14 protein-coding genes and 1 tRNA gene are annotated in these 13397 nt (G+C 63.8%); 3 read left to right on the top strand and 12 right to left on the bottom strand.

Annotated elements, in window-relative coordinates:
* Window positions 1-26: 26 nt before the first annotated feature.
* The 8 genes from murB to APH44_RS12765 all read right to left on the bottom strand — a co-directional run bounded on the left by murB (window position 27) and on the right by APH44_RS12765 (window position 6889).
* The gene (murB, locus tag APH44_RS12800; RefSeq protein ID WP_054893063.1) at window positions 27-1046 is read right to left on the bottom strand and encodes a UDP-N-acetylmuramate dehydrogenase; all 1020 of its coding nucleotides are present in this window, start codon (window positions 1044-1046) and stop codon (window positions 27-29) included.
* The gene (locus APH44_RS12795) at window positions 1043-1507 is read right to left on the bottom strand and encodes a low molecular weight protein-tyrosine-phosphatase (protein WP_054893062.1); all 465 of its coding nucleotides are present in this window, start codon (window positions 1505-1507) and stop codon (window positions 1043-1045) included. Before APH44_RS12795 ends, murB begins: the two co-directional genes overlap by 4 nt.
* The gene (kdsB, locus tag APH44_RS12790; protein ID WP_054893061.1) at window positions 1507-2271 is read right to left on the bottom strand and encodes a 3-deoxy-manno-octulosonate cytidylyltransferase; all 765 of its coding nucleotides are present in this window, start codon (window positions 2269-2271) and stop codon (window positions 1507-1509) included. Before kdsB ends, APH44_RS12795 begins: the two co-directional genes overlap by 1 nt.
* Window positions 2268-2453: a Trm112 family protein gene (locus tag APH44_RS12785; protein ID WP_054893060.1), complete on the bottom strand. Its 186-nt coding sequence runs from the start codon at window positions 2451-2453 to the stop codon at window positions 2268-2270. Before APH44_RS12785 ends, kdsB begins: the two co-directional genes overlap by 4 nt.
* Before the next feature lie 41 nt (window positions 2454-2494).
* Window positions 2495-3490 (bottom strand): tetraacyldisaccharide 4'-kinase, encoded by a 996-nt coding sequence (lpxK, locus tag APH44_RS12780; protein WP_054893059.1) that lies wholly within the window; start codon window positions 3488-3490, stop codon window positions 2495-2497.
* Entirely contained in the window at window positions 3490-3924 is a 435-nt protein-coding gene (locus tag APH44_RS12775) for a biopolymer transporter ExbD (RefSeq protein ID WP_054893058.1), read from the bottom strand. Before APH44_RS12775 ends, lpxK begins: the two co-directional genes overlap by 1 nt.
* Window positions 3921-4556, bottom strand: coding sequence for a MotA/TolQ/ExbB proton channel family protein (locus APH44_RS12770; RefSeq protein WP_054893125.1), 636 nt, complete (start codon window positions 4554-4556; stop codon window positions 3921-3923). Before APH44_RS12770 ends, APH44_RS12775 begins: the two co-directional genes overlap by 4 nt.
* A gap of 110 nt (window positions 4557-4666) precedes the next feature.
* Entirely contained in the window at window positions 4667-6889 is a 2223-nt protein-coding gene (locus APH44_RS12765) for a DNA internalization-related competence protein ComEC/Rec2 (protein WP_054893057.1), read from the bottom strand.
* Between the two features lie 142 nt (window positions 6890-7031).
* Here APH44_RS12765 and APH44_RS29105 point away from each other — a divergent pair, with 142 nt between their 5' ends.
* A complete protein-coding gene (locus APH44_RS29105) occupies window positions 7032-7658 on the top strand; it encodes a DUF2062 domain-containing protein (protein ID WP_156343749.1) in 627 nt (208 codons plus the stop codon).
* Here the strand turns inward: APH44_RS29105 and APH44_RS12755 are convergent.
* The 3 genes from APH44_RS12755 to APH44_RS12745 form a co-directional block, all read right to left on the bottom strand.
* Window positions 7542-8321 carry an ABC transporter permease gene (locus APH44_RS12755; RefSeq protein ID WP_054893055.1) on the bottom strand — a complete coding sequence of 260 codons (780 nt, stop codon included), beginning with the start codon at window positions 8319-8321 and terminating at the stop codon, window positions 7542-7544. The genes APH44_RS29105 and APH44_RS12755 overlap by 117 nt on opposite strands.
* Complete coding sequence (locus tag APH44_RS12750; RefSeq protein ID WP_054893054.1) at window positions 8318-9250, bottom strand: ABC transporter ATP-binding protein; 933 nt, start codon at window positions 9248-9250, stop codon at window positions 8318-8320. The genes APH44_RS12755 and APH44_RS12750 overlap by 4 nt, the downstream gene beginning before the upstream one ends.
* A gap of 147 nt (window positions 9251-9397) precedes the next feature.
* Window positions 9398-10021 carry a glutathione S-transferase gene (locus APH44_RS12745; protein ID WP_054893053.1) on the bottom strand — a complete coding sequence of 208 codons (624 nt, stop codon included), beginning with the start codon at window positions 10019-10021 and terminating at the stop codon, window positions 9398-9400.
* A 184-nt stretch (window positions 10022-10205) separates the two neighbouring features.
* On the opposite strand from APH44_RS12745, the gene APH44_RS12740 reads away from it, so the two are divergent.
* Window positions 10206-12653 carry an acyl-CoA dehydrogenase gene (locus APH44_RS12740; RefSeq protein ID WP_054893052.1) on the top strand — a complete coding sequence of 816 codons (2448 nt, stop codon included), beginning with the start codon at window positions 10206-10208 and terminating at the stop codon, window positions 12651-12653.
* A gap of 133 nt (window positions 12654-12786) precedes the next feature.
* Window positions 12787-13197, top strand: coding sequence for a PA2817 family protein (locus APH44_RS12735; protein WP_054893051.1), 411 nt, complete (start codon window positions 12787-12789; stop codon window positions 13195-13197).
* Window positions 13198-13296: 99 nt separating this feature from the next.
* Here the strand turns inward: APH44_RS12735 and APH44_RS12730 are convergent.
* Window positions 13297-13372: transfer RNA gene (locus tag APH44_RS12730), tRNA-Gly, on the bottom strand.
* Window positions 13373-13397 lie beyond the last annotated feature (25 nt).

The raw sequence follows: 13397 nt of genomic DNA, 5'->3' as shown, positions 1-13397 counted from the left end.
AAGCCGGGCCAGCCTGGTGGTGGCGATCAGTACAGATTTGGCTCCATCTCCAACTCGACGCCAAACCGTTCAAGGATATCCGCCTGGATTCGCTGCGCCAGGGCGTGCAACTGTGCGCCACTCGCCTGGCCGTAATTGACCAGCACCAGCGACTGCAAGCGATGCACACCAGCATCACCCTCACGGTAGCCCTTCCAGCCCGCCTGCTCGATCAGCCAGCCTGCCGCCAGCTTGACCTGCCCCTCAGACTGGGGATAGGCGACCAGACTCGGATAACGTGCGCGAATACTCTCAGTCAACTGCGCCGAGACCACCGGGTTCTTGAAGAAGCTGCCAGCATTGCCCAGCTCGGCCGGATCCGGAAGCTTTTCGCGACGGATGCTGCAGATGGCATCGCTGATGGCCTGTGCAGTCACCTCCTGCACGCCCTGCTCTTTCAGGCGCTGTCGAACCGGCCCGTAGTCCAGGTGCGCACGCAATGTACGGCTCAGCACGAAACGCACCCGCAGGATCAACCAACGGCCCGGGTTGCGCTTGAACACACTGTCGCGATAGGCGAACGCACACTCGTTCAACGTGAAGTCGCGCAGCTGGCCGGTCTCACGGTCCAGAGCGGTCAACCCTGCGAACACATCCTTGATCTCGACCCCGTACGCACCGACATTCTGCATCGGTGCCGCCCCGACCGTGCCGGGGATCAGGCTGAGGTTCTCCAGCCCGCACAGGCCCTGCGCCAGGCTCCATTGCACGAACGGATGCCAGGGCTCGCCTGCTTCGGCCTCGATCACGACACGCTCGCCATCGTCACTGAGGATGCGTCGGCCACGACTGGCCATGTGCAGTACCAAGGCATCGACGTCGCGGGTCAGCAGCAGGTTGCTGCCGCCGCCGACCACCAGCACCGGCAACTGCCGTTGCGCAGCCAGCGCCAGAGCCTGGCGGACTTCATCGTCGTCATGGGCCAAAGCGAGGTAGCGCGCCTTGACGTCGATACCGAAGGTGTTGAACGGCTTGAGCGATACACGCTCCTGCCACTGCGCTGTCATAACCGCCCCTTGATTTCCACGACCAGCTCGCGACAGGCCGCTTCGATCAGGTCCAGAACCTGCTCGAAACCTTCGGCACCGCCATAGTAAGGGTCCGGCACCTCATCCAGCATCGCGCCATACCTGCGCAGGAACAGGTCGAGCTCGCCGTGCGCATCGTGCGGGCGTAGCGCCTGCAGGTTACCCAGATTGCTCTTGTCCATGGCCAGGATCAGGTCGTACTCACCGAAGTGAGCGGCCTTGACCTGCTGTGCGCGCTGGCGCGACAAGTCATAACCCCGTACCAGTGCAGCCTTGCAGGTACGGCTGTCGGGCGCCTTGCCCACGTGCCAGTCTCCGGTGCCTGCTGAGGCCACGTGCACGCGCTCTGCAAGCCCTGCAGCCTGCAATTGGTGGCGCAGAACACCCTCGGCGGTGGGTGAACGGCAGATATTGCCCAGGCAGACGAACAATACGCGCATCAGGCCTCCAGCAAGCGCCGTACGCGCTCCAGGTCTTCAGGGGTATCGACACCCACTGCCGGCGCTTCGATGGCATCCTCGACATGGATACGCACCCCATGCCAAAGCGCCCGCAACTGCTCCAGCGCCTCGGTCTGCTCGAGCCAGCACGGGCCCCAACCGACGAAATCCTGCAGGAAGCCGACACGGTAGGCATACATGCCGATATGACGACGATACGGCACCCCTTCCGGCAACAGGTCGCGGCCTTTGGCGAAGGCATCGCGCGCCCATGGCAGCGGCGCACGACTGAAGGTCAGGGCAAGGCCATTCTTGTCGCTGACCACCTTGACCGCGTTAGGGTTGAACACGCTTTGCGGCTCGTGGATCGGCTCGGCCAGGGTTGCGATACCCGCCTCGGGGTGAGCCGCCAGATTGGCGGCCACTTGGTCGATGATCACCGGCGGAATCAACGGCTCGTCACCCTGCACGTTGACCACGATGGCGTCTGGCGGCAGCCCCAGATGCGCGACCACCTCGGCCAAACGGTCGGTACCCGACTCATGGTCGGCACGCGTCATCAGCACTTCGGCGCCAAAGGCCTGGCATGCTTCAAGAATGCTGGCATCGTCGGTAGCAATGACTACCCGTGCAGCACCGCTCTTGAGGGCCTGTTCCCAGACATGCTGGATCATTGGCTTGCCGGCGATCGGTAGCAACGGCTTGCCCGGCAGGCGCGTGGAGCGCAGCCTGGCAGGAATCACCACAGTGAAATTCAGGCTCATTTGTCCAGGCGCTCGTCGTCGCTCAGGGTGCGCGCCTCGCTCTCCAGCATGACCGGGATGCCGTCGCGGATCGGATAGGCCAGGCCGGCGCCCTTGCTGATCAGCTCGGTCTTGTCGGCGCTGAGCTTGAGTGGGCTTTTGGTGATCGGGCAGGCCAGGATATCGAGCAGTTTGGTGTCCATGGAGGTGTCCTTGAGGCCGGAGGCCGGAAAGTGGAAGTGATTCAAGGCAGCAGACGAGCGAGCTGCGCATCGAACCAGGCGACGAAGGATGGAGACGGTTCGGCATCAACGGCCAGGTACCACCAGTCGTCACCTGCAAAGTCACGGCATTTCACCGCGTCCTTTTCAGTCATGACCAATGGCAGCGGTGGCTCGAATGCCAGGCTCTGGGCATCGAACTGCGCATGGTCGGCGAAAGGGTGCGGCACGGGCTGCCAGTTTAGCCCTTGCAGGGTGTTGAAGAAACGTTGCGGGTTGCCAATGCCAGCCACGGCATGAAGGGCCTGACCGGCAGGAAAATGCTCGAGCGGACGACGCTCGCCGGTACGTAGGTTGACCAATGCACTCGGGCGCAGACCGAACGCGAATCCACGCGGCGGATCGACGGTCGCACCGTTGTGCAGCACTGCACCGACGTCATCCAGGCGCTCGACCGGCTCACGCAACGGGCCGGCCGGCAGGCATCGGCCGTTGCCGAGACCACGGGCCGCGTCGATCAGCACCAGCTCCAGGTCGCGCGCCAGCCGGTAATGCTGCATGCCGTCATCACAGAGAATCAGGTCCAAGGGCTCGCTGGCCAACAGCGCTCGCACGGCACGGGATCGGTCAGGGTCGATCATCAGCGGCACGTCGGTACGCTGCACGATCAGCAACGGTTCGTCTCCGGCCTGCGCAGCGCTCTGACTGGCGCGGACCCGCCAGGGGAAATGAGGCGGCTTGGCGCCATATCCACGACTGACCACGCCGACCTTCAGCCCCAGGCTTCGGCAATGCTCGATCAGCCAGAGGATCATGGGCGTCTTGCCGGTCCCCCCGACGGTGATATTACCCACCACGATGACCGGCACCGGAGCCCGATAGCTGGCGCTTTCGCCACTCAGGAAACGCGCACGCTTGCGCGTCACCACCCGCCGGTAAAGGGCCTCGAGCGGGCGCAACAGCCCCAGAGCGGGATGGCCTTGGTACCAGGCCGCGAGCAGACGATCGGTGAAAGCCATCAGGGCGTCCCCGGAGCCGCCTCGACGGTGGTCATGCGCAGGTGGCTGAAGCCGAGCTTGCCGGCAGCATCCATCGCCGTGATCACCGCCTGGTGCGGGGTCTTGCCATCGGCACTGATCGCCAGAGGCAATGTGTTATCCCCCCCGGACTCTCGCTCAAGGGCCTCGGTCAGGGTGGCCAGGTCGCTCTTGGGCAGCAGGTGGTTGTTCACCGAATACACACCATCGGCGCTGATCGTCACCTCCACCAGCTTGCCATCCTGCGGCGCGGCCGGTGCGCCGCTGGCGGCCTCGGGCAGTTCGACACGCAGTTGGGTCTCGCGGGTGAACGTGGTGGTGACCACGAAGAACAGCAAGAGCACGAACACCACATCGATCAGCGATGCAAGGTTGATGTCGACGTTCTCGCGTTGTCGATTGCGCCGGAACTTCACGCCTTGCCTCCGGCCACCTCGACCTCGCGATCGCCCTGCAGCACCTCGACCAGCTTGATCGCCTCCTGCTCCATGCCAACCACCAGCTCATCGATGCGGCGCAGCAGGAAACGGTGGAAGAATACGGCGGGGATACCAACCATCAGGCCCGCTGCGGTGGTCACCAGCGCCTTGGAAATACCCCCGGCGAGCACCGCGGCGTTGGCAGTCATCTGCGAGCCCATGAACGCACTGAAGATGTCGATCATGCCAAGTACGGTGCCAAGCAGACCGAGCAACGGCGCCATTGCAGCGATGGTGCCCAGGGTGCTGATGTAGCGCTCGAGCTCGTGGATGACCCGGGAGGCGGCCTCCTCGATGCATTCCTTCATGATCTCGCGGCCATGGCGAGAGTTTGCCAGGCCCGCGGCGAGGATCTCGCCCAAGGGGGAGTCGGCGCGCAAAGCCTTGAGCTTGTCACTGGTCAGTTGCTTGTCCTTGATCCACATCCATACCTGGCCCAGCAGGTGCGGCGGGGTGACGCGACTGGCACGCAGGGTCCACAGGCGCTCGACGACAATTGCCATGGCTGCGACGGAGCTCAGAATGATCGGCAGCATCATCCAGCCGCCGGACTTGACCAATTCCCACACAGTAAGCATCCCCCTGAAAAAGGCCGCCACTCTACCATAGGCAGACATGGGGCTCATCTGCCGAAGGTCAGGGGCTGGCGGGTGACCAGCATATTTCAGGTGTGCACGGCCTAGGAAGGCGGCTCACGCCAGAAGCGCCGCTGCGCACGCAATCCCTCGACCTCTCCGTGCCTGCCCAGTCGCAGGCGCAGCGCCCCTTGCAGTGCCGTGTCATGCACTGCCAGCCCATGCCGCCGATAGCGCTCGATCACCTGCGGGTGCGGGTGACCGAAACCATTGTGTCGCCCACGGGAAATCATCACGCCACGCGGCGCGATGGCGCGGATGAAAGGCTCGGTGGAGGAACTACGGCTACCATGATGCGGGGACTGCAGCCAGTCGATACGCGCCGCATCGGCGGACTCCAGCCAGGCACGCTCGGCACCGGCCTCCATGTCGCCAGCCAGCAGCAAGCGCTCACCCTGGGCCTCGACCAGCAGCACACAGGAGCGGTCGTTGCTGTTCTTGCCACTGGGCCAGTGCCACAGCGAGAAAGTCACGCCATCCCACTCCCAGCGCTCACCACTGCTGCACACCTGCGCGTCCAAGACTGCGGGCAACTCCCGTGCTTCGCCAGCCAGCACCCGCACCACCGGCAGGCCGCGCTGCACGGCGAGAGCGCCGCCGGCGTGGTCGGCATGTGCATGGCTGATCAGCATCAGATCGAGCTGGTTGACACCCAGCCTGCGCAAGGTCGGCAGCACCACGGTCTGCCCAAGGTCACTGGCGCCCATCGCCGGCCCGGCATCGTAAAGCAGACTGTGATGCCGCGTGCGCAACAGCACCGCCAAGCCTTGGCCAACATCCAGTTGCCAGACGTCCACCTCTGCGTGCGGCACCTGCTCGCGAGGCGCCCACAGCGCCAGCAGCATCACCGCCCCCAGTCCTCGCAGCGGCACGCCGCGTGGCAGCAAGAGCAGCAACGCGCCCGCACACACCAGCGTCCACGCCCACAGCGAAAGCGGCGGGGGCGTCCAGGGTGGACGCCATTCGGCCAGCAGGCCGAGCGCGCGAAACATCAGGTCGATCAACCCACCTGCCAGCCACAGCAACGATTCCCCCACCCCTGCCAACGGCAGCGTCGCCGTTCCGAGCAGGGCCAATGGCAACACCGCCAGGCTGATCCAGGGTACTGCCAGGAGATTGACCAACGGCGCGCTGAGGCTAACAGGCAGACCCAGCGCCAGCATCGCGGGCAGCAAACCGATGGCGATCACCCATTGAGCACGACTCCAGGCCTGCCAGGGCCGCCAGCCACCCAGACGCGCGCTGAAGCAGTAGATCAGCACTGCCACCGCCGCGAAAGACAGCCAGAAGCCCGGCATCAGGCTGGCCAGGGGCTCGAACAGCAATACACCTACCAAAGCCAGCAACAAGGGGAAGAACGCCCCCAGATGACGAAAGCGCAGACGCCAGACCAAGACAGTGGCCAGCATCAGGCATGCACGCTGCACCGGCACCTGAAAGCCAGCCAGGGCGCCATAGGCCAAGGCTGCTGCCATCGCCAGGCCGCACGCCCAGGGCAACCACGGTAGCCTCCCTGGCCAGGCACCCAGACGGGCCAGTCCGGCAACCAGCCCATAGATCAGCCCCGCCAGCAAGCCAATGTGCTGCCCCGAAATCACCATCAGGTGCACGGTGCCGGTCGCCTGCAAGGCCTGCCAGTCCTCCCGCGCCAGCCCAGAACCGTCACCGAGCACCAGCGCCGCCAGCACCACCTCCCGCCCTTGGGCGTCCACCGCCAGCAAGCGCTGGCGCAGCCTGTCGCGCCAGCCCCCGCTCGCCGGGGCCAGCATCTCCCCGGCCCTGACCGTTCCTGTGGCACCAATGCGCCGTGCCAGCAGCATCGCTTCGCGGTCGGGACCATGGGGATTGAGCAGCCCCTGAGGGCGTCTGAGGTTGACCGCGAGCCGCCAGCGCTCGCCAGTCCGGACCATGGGGCCGTCGAACCAGCTCAGTTGCATCCGGCGGGGTAACTTCGCACGCCGGGACTGTGCCTCGTCCAGCTCGAAACGCACGCTGCGCCCGGACTGCGTCGCCAGCCCCGTCACCCTGCCCTCCAGCCACAGCGTGCGCCCATCGAGCTCGGCGATCAGGCGATCATCAAGGGCCTGCTGCGCCGACCAGCAGGCCCAGCTCAGCCCCAGCAGGAACCACCCTATCGGCCAGACGCGAGTGAACAGGCACATCAGTGCCGACAAGAACAGAAGGAACAGCCATCCGACCGACGGCAAGGCAGGCAAGAGACCCAGGCTCAACAACCCGAGCGCCAGCGCAGACATCCCTGTGCGCATGAAGTAAAGCTCCGCAAGCGTAATCGCCCCGTCAGGCTAGGCCTGTTTGGCCGCCGAGCTCACTCAACAATTGTCACAAACTCTGAACGAGGCTGACGTGGAATCAAGGCATACTCGCCCTATTCGAGCACCGGGAGCCTACATGCCGCGCCGCCTCTTCAAACGCTACATGCCGGATCCGACCAGCATTCGGGAACACAAGTCCTTACGCTTTTTCGGCCGATTGCTGCACGACCCCAACCTCTGGCACCTGAATCGCCATTCGGTCGCTCGGGCCATGGGCGTAGGGTTGTTCGCAGCGCTCATCCCCATCCCCATGCAGATGCTGCTGGCCGCCAGCCTGGCGATACCGGTACGCGGCAACCTGCCCATCGCGGTCAGCCTGGTCTGGCTGACCAACCCGCTGACCATGCCACCGGTGTTCTTCGTCACCTACATGACCGGCGCGTGGTTGATGCAGATTCCTCCGCGAACGCTCCCGGAAGAACTGACCTTCGAATGGATCACCGACCAACTGTCCACCGTCTGGCAGCCGTTCCTGCTCGGCTCGGTGGTGTGCGGCGTGATACTGGGCGTTGCCGCCTACTTCACCACCTTGCTCTACTGGCGCTGGTGGGTCGGCCGGCAGTGGCGCCGGCGCAAGTGCAGAGTGTCATGCACGCATGCCGCGACCACTGACCAGCAGGCGGACGCACAGGGTATAGAGCACTGCGGTAGCCACCAGCATGAAGGTGATCGCAGTACCAATGCTGATATCCGACACCCCTAGAATGCCGTAGCGGAACGAGTTGACCATGTGCAGCACCGGGTTCGCCAGCGACACGGTCTGCCAGAACGGCGGCAGCAGGTTGATGGAGTAGAACACGCCACCCAGGTAGGTCAGCGGTGTCAGAACAAAGGTCGGAATGATCGAGATATCGTCGAAATTACGTGCGAAAACGGCATTGACGAACCCCAGCAGCGAGAAGATCGTCGCCGTCAGCAGCACCACAACGATGGTCACACCCAAGTGATGCACCTGCAGGTGGGTGAAGAACATCGACAGGATGGTCACGATCACGCCGACCGCCAGGCCGCGCAACACACCACCGAGGGCGTAGCCGACGAGAATGGTGTGCGGCGAGACCGGCGAGACCATCAACTCTTCGATCGAACGCTGGAACTTGCTGCCGAAGAAGCTCGACACCACGTTGCCGTAGGAGTTGGTGATCACCGACATCATGATCAGCCCCGGCACGATGTACTCCATGTAGGTGAAGCCACCCATGTCGCCGATCTGACGGCCGATCAGGTTACCGAAGATGACGAAGTACAGCACCATGGTGATCGCCGGCGGCAGCAGGGTCTGCGGCCAGATACGCAGAAAGCGTCGAACCTCGCGATAGACGATCGTATTCAGGGCGACCCAGTTGGTGCGCAGTTCCACACTCATACCGCCACCTTCGACAGGTTCTTTTCCACCAGGGCCACGAACAACTCCTCGAGTCGGTTGGTCTTGTTACGCAGGCTCTGCACCTCGATCTTCTGCAACGCCAATTGGCCGAACAACGCAGTGATGCCGATATCCTTTTCCACCTGCACTTCCAGCGTGTGCGGCGTGATCAGCCGGCACGGGTAACCTTGCAGCTTCGGCGCCGCGGGCAGGTCCTGCTTGAGGTCGAGGACGAAGGTCTCGACGTGCAGCTTGCCCAGCAACTGGCGCATGCTGGTGTTCTCGACAATGGTGCCGTGGTCGATGATGCCGATGTTGCGGCACAGCTGCTCGGCTTCCTCGAGATAGTGGGTGGTGAGGATGATGGTGATGCCTTTCTGGTTCAGCTCGGTGAGGAAACTCCACATCGAGCGACGCAGTTCGATATCCACGCCAGCCGTCGGCTCGTCGAGGATCAGCAAGCGCGGCTCATGGATCAGCGCACGGGCGATCATCAGGCGACGCTTCATGCCGCCGGACAGCGACCGCGACTGCACGTCGCGCTTGTCCCACAGCCCCAGTTGGGTGAGGTACTGCTCGGCACGCTCCTTGGCCAGCTTCGGCGGGATGCCGTAGTAGCCGGCCTGGGTGACGACGATGTCGAAGGTCTTCTCGAACTGGTTGAAGTTGAACTCCTGGGGCACCACGCCGATGCTGCGCTTGAGCGCGGCTGGCTGGCGGTCCAGGTCGTGGCCGAAGACATTCACCGTGCCGCTGGTCTTGTTCACCAGGGTCGAGAGAATGCCGATGGTGGTGGATTTACCGGCGCCATTGGGGCCGAGCAAGGCAAAGAAGTCACCTTCGGCGACCTCCAGGTCGATGCCCTTGAGGGCCTGAAAGCCGTTGCCGTAGGTCTTGGTCAGCTGTCTTATGGACAGGGCAGAACTCATAGCGGGTCACGTACCGAAGAAAAAGGTTCAGGACACGCCAGGTCAAGTCACTGGCGCAGTGAGTAGTGCGGCCATGGTGCAAGGCCTGACCGCACAAGTACAGTCATGTATATCGATAGTGACTATCGAAACGGGCGGGGTATCCGCTCAGGTCAGCGCTGTCATTACCGCGGCCTGATAGGCCGGACGCGTCTTCAGGCGCTCGTACCAGGTCTGCAGGTTGGGGAGATCGGGACGCTCGATGGGCATCTCGAACCAGGCGTAGGCAAAGCAGCCCAGCGGAATGTCGCCCATGCCGATCTGCTCACCGGACAGGTAGGGTTGGGTTGCCAGCGTCTTGTCGACGATCGCCAGCAACTCTGCGCACTTTTCCCGCGCAGCGTTGATCACCGTCCAGTCACGCTCATTCTCTGGGGTACGCAGCATGCCCCAGAACAGCGGGCGGAACGGCGCGGCGAAGGACGATGTGGTCCAGTCCATCCACTTGTCCGCCAGGGCGCGCTGGCGCGGATCGTCCAGGTACCAGCCCTGCTCGGCACCATATTCAGCGCTCAGGTAGCGCACGATGGTGTTGGACTCCCAGAGGACGAAGTCGCCATCCTCGAGCATCGGCACCAGGCCATTGGGGTTGCGCTCACGGTACTGAGGCTCGTTGACCACACCGAACGCCCCACCGGCGTCGATCGACTCGAACTCCAGCCCCAACTCGTGGGCAATCCACAACGCCTTGCGCACATTGCTCGAGTTCTTGCGACCCCAGATCTTCAGCATGACAACGTCCTTAGTGAGTGCAGAGGGTGGACAGTCTACTCCACAGTGACGCCACCTGTACCAGGGGACAATGCTCTGAAACTCCTGTGGCCACACCCTGTCACTGTTCTTAGCGAGCCATCCGGCGCATCGCGTCTAAGCTATCCGGGATGGCTCGAGCCCAAGCTTCCAAGGAGGAAGAACTATGCTGCTGTTGTGGTTGGTGGTGCTGGTGATCGGCGCCGCATATCTCACCCATCGACGTCTGGCACCGCTGCAGATCCTCGGGGTGATCGCCGCCTATGTGCTGTTGATGGGCATCTTCGCCGACGCACCTGGCTGGCTGCTGACCGTGATCTGGCTGGTGCTGGCCGCCAAGGCCGCCCTGCTGATATTGCCGCAGTGGCGGCGCCAGGTGTTCACCGGCCCCGTGTTCAAATGGTTCCAGCGCACCCTGCCACCCATGTCGCAGACCGAGCGCGAAGCGATCGACGCGGGCACTGTATGGTGGGACGGCCAGCTGTTCAGCGGCCAGCCCGACTGGAATACCCTGCTCGACTACCCTGCCCCCACGCTCACCGCAGAAGAACAGGCGTTCATCAATGGCCCCACCGAGGAACTCTGCGCCCTGGTCAGCGACTGGCAGATCGGCCAGGACCTCGACCTGCCACCCGCAGCCTGGGAACACATCAAGCAGCACGGCTTCTTCGCCCTGATCATCCCCAAGGAATACGGCGGCAAGGGCTTCTCCGCCTACGCTCACTCCCAGGTGGCGATGAAACTCGCCACTCGCAGCGGCGACCTGGCTTCGACCGTGATGGTGCCCAACTCGCTCGGCCCGGCCGAGCTGCTGCTGCACTACGGCACCGATGAACAGCGTAACCACTACCTGCCGCGCCTGGCCCGTGGCGACGAAATCCCCTGCTTCGCCCTCACAGGCCCACTGGCCGGCTCCGACGCTGGCGCCATGCCTGACACCGGCATCGTCTGCAAGGGGGAATGGAACGGCGAGGAAGTCATCGGCCTTCGCCTGAACTGGGAGAAGCGCTACATCACCCTCGGCCCGGTGGCCACCCTGCTGGGCCTGGCCTTCAAGGCCTACGACCCCGATCACCTGCTGGGCGAACAGGAATCCCTGGGCATCAGCCTGGCACTCATCCCCACCGACACTCCGGGCGTGGAGATCGGCAAGCGCCACCTGCCGCTGGGTGCAGCCTTCATGAATGGTCCGAACAGCGGCAAGGACGTGTTCGTGCCCCTGGACTTCCTCATCGGCGGCAAGGACATGCTCGGCAAGGGCTGGATGATGCTGATGAACTGCCTGTCGGTCGGGCGCTCCATCTCGCTGCCTGCGGTTGGCACAGGCGCTGCCAAGTACACCAGCCTGGTCACCGGCCAGTACGCCCGCGTCCGCGAGCAGTTCAACGTGCCGCTGTCCGCCTTCGAGGGCATCCAGGAATCGCTGGCACGAATCGGTGGCAACGCCTGGCTGATGGACAGCGCCCGCCTGCTCACCGCCAAGGCAGTGGACCTGGGCGAGAAGCCCTCGGTACTTTCGGCAATCCTCAAGTACCACCTGACCGAACGCGGCCGTGAATGCATCCAGCACGCCATGGACGTACACGGTGGCAAAGGCATCATCATGGGCCCGAACAACTACCTGGGTCGCAATTGGCAGGGCGCGCCGATCTTCATCACCGTCGAGGGCGCCAACATCCTGTCACGCAACCTGATGATCTTCGGACAGGGCGCGATCCGCTGCCACCCCTTCGTCCTCAAGGAAATGGCCCTCGCTGGGCGCGAGGATCGCGAGCAGGCACTCAACGAGTTCGACGATCTGCTGATGAAGCACATCATGTTCGCCGCCAGCAATGCGGCCAGCACTTTCGTGCTCGGCATCGGACTGGGGCACTTCGAGAAGATGCCGGGCGACGCCCTCAGCCAGGGCTACTTCCGTGCGCTGAACCGTCAGGCGGCCGCATTCGCCTTGCTTGCCGACCTGTCGATGATGCTGCTCGGCGGCGCGCTGAAGCGGCGCGAACGCCTGAGCGCGCGCCTGGGGGATGTCCTCAGCTACCTGTACCTGTCATCCGCAGCGCTCAAGCGCTATCACGACCTCGGCTCACCCGAGCACATGCAACCTCTGCTGCGCTGGGCGCTGGAAGAAAGCCTGGGGCAGGCCGAAAAGGCCCTCGACCGGCTGCTCGACAACTTCCCCAATCGCTTCATCGGCTGTGCGTTGCGGGTTCTGGTCTTCCCGTTCGGTCGCCGCCACACCGGGCCAAGCGATGAACTGGATAAAGAAGTCGCTGAACTGATCGGCCGACGCAAGGGTGATCCGGCACTGGAGGAACTGCTGGCGGGCTGCTTCCGCCCTGACGGCGAAGGTGATCCGGTAGCCGCCCTGCAGACAGCTTGCGACCTGCTGGACGAGGTGGCGCCACTGCACAAGGCGCTGCACCAGGGGCTCAAGGAGGGTAAGGTGCATCCCGCGCCGGGCCAGTCGGACATCGAAGCCGCCGTGCAGGCCGGCGTGCTGCAGGCTGATGAAGGCGAGAGACTCCAGGCAGCCGAAGCCGCGCGCCGGACAGTGATCGATGTGGATGCTTTCGACAAGGCGCAACTGCTGCCCGCGGATGGCAAGGTGCGCTGAGCACCTTCAGTCAGACAGATCCCCGGCCCCTGGCGGGCCGGCGGTCAAGGCAGTACGAGCGGCTGCGCCTGCCCCTGCGGGGCAAAACCTGCGTATACTCCGGCCCCCGTTTCAACACCAGAGGATCGCCCCCATGGCCAACCCCCACCTGGAGTACCACCTGCAACTGCTCCAACACCTGCGCACCATCCTGGTGGCCCTGGGCGACGCCGAGCAAGTGCCGGAAGAAAGCCACGCCCTGTTCCTCGAACGCTTCGACGAACTGCTGACCCTGCTGCCGCAGAACCCACTGGAAAGCCAGTACCTGGGCCAGGACCTGATCTGCCAGGTGATCACGCGCTACCCGCAGATCGCTCATCTGGTTCCGCGTGACCTGCTGTGGTTCTTCGGCGGCGACTGCCTGCACTACATGCCCGATGAAGAACTCGAGCTGTACCAGACGCTGGAAGAGCGTCGCTACGAGGCCGAGCAGAATGAAGAGCCCTTCGACTGGAACCTGGAGAAGCAGTTGCTGAGCGCACCCGACCAGGGCGAGCGCCACTGAGCAAAAATGGCCACGGGCATTTCAAATGTCCGTGGCCCCATGGCTGCGATGTTTTTGGAGGCAAAAAAAACGCCACTTCGATGAAGTGGCGTTTTCAAATGGAGCGGGAAACGAGACTCGAACTCGCGACCCCGACCTTGGCAAGGTCGTGCTCTACCAACTGAGCTATTCCCGCAATGTGAAGCAAAACCGCATTTGGC

The organism is Pseudomonas sp. NBRC 111143 (assembly GCF_001320965.1).
GTDB lineage: Bacteria > Pseudomonadota > Gammaproteobacteria > Pseudomonadales > Pseudomonadaceae > Aquipseudomonas > Aquipseudomonas machongensis.
This window is presented reverse-complemented; position numbering and strand designations above follow the sequence as displayed.

Excerpts from the sequence above, each read along its gene's own strand:
- murB (WP_054893063.1), bottom strand. The coding sequence starts at position 1,046 with ATGACAGCGCAGTGGCAGGAGCGTGTATCGCTCAAGCCGTTCAACACC.
- APH44_RS12785 (WP_054893060.1), bottom strand. The coding sequence starts at position 2,453 with ATGGACACCAAACTGCTCGATATCCTGGCCTGCCCGATCACCAAAAGC.
- APH44_RS12750 (WP_054893054.1), bottom strand. The coding sequence starts at position 9,250 with ATGAGTTCTGCCCTGTCCATAAGACAGCTGACCAAGACCTACGGCAAC.
- APH44_RS12735 (WP_054893051.1), top strand. The coding sequence starts at position 12,787 with ATGGCCAACCCCCACCTGGAGTACCACCTGCAACTGCTCCAACACCTG.
- APH44_RS12740 (WP_054893052.1), top strand. The coding sequence starts at position 10,206 with ATGCTGCTGTTGTGGTTGGTGGTGCTGGTGATCGGCGCCGCATATCTC.
- APH44_RS12795 (WP_054893062.1), bottom strand. The coding sequence starts at position 1,507 with ATGCGCGTATTGTTCGTCTGCCTGGGCAATATCTGCCGTTCACCCACC.
- lpxK (WP_054893059.1), bottom strand. The coding sequence starts at position 3,490 with ATGGCTTTCACCGATCGTCTGCTCGCGGCCTGGTACCAAGGCCATCCC.
- APH44_RS12765 (WP_054893057.1), bottom strand. The coding sequence starts at position 6,889 with ATGCGCACAGGGATGTCTGCGCTGGCGCTCGGGTTGTTGAGCCTGGGT.
- APH44_RS12745 (WP_054893053.1), bottom strand. The coding sequence starts at position 10,021 with ATGCTGAAGATCTGGGGTCGCAAGAACTCGAGCAATGTGCGCAAGGCG.
- APH44_RS12755 (WP_054893055.1), bottom strand. The coding sequence starts at position 8,321 with ATGAGTGTGGAACTGCGCACCAACTGGGTCGCCCTGAATACGATCGTC.
- APH44_RS29105 (WP_156343749.1), top strand. The coding sequence starts at position 7,032 with ATGCCGCGCCGCCTCTTCAAACGCTACATGCCGGATCCGACCAGCATT.
- kdsB (WP_054893061.1), bottom strand. The coding sequence starts at position 2,271 with ATGAGCCTGAATTTCACTGTGGTGATTCCTGCCAGGCTGCGCTCCACG.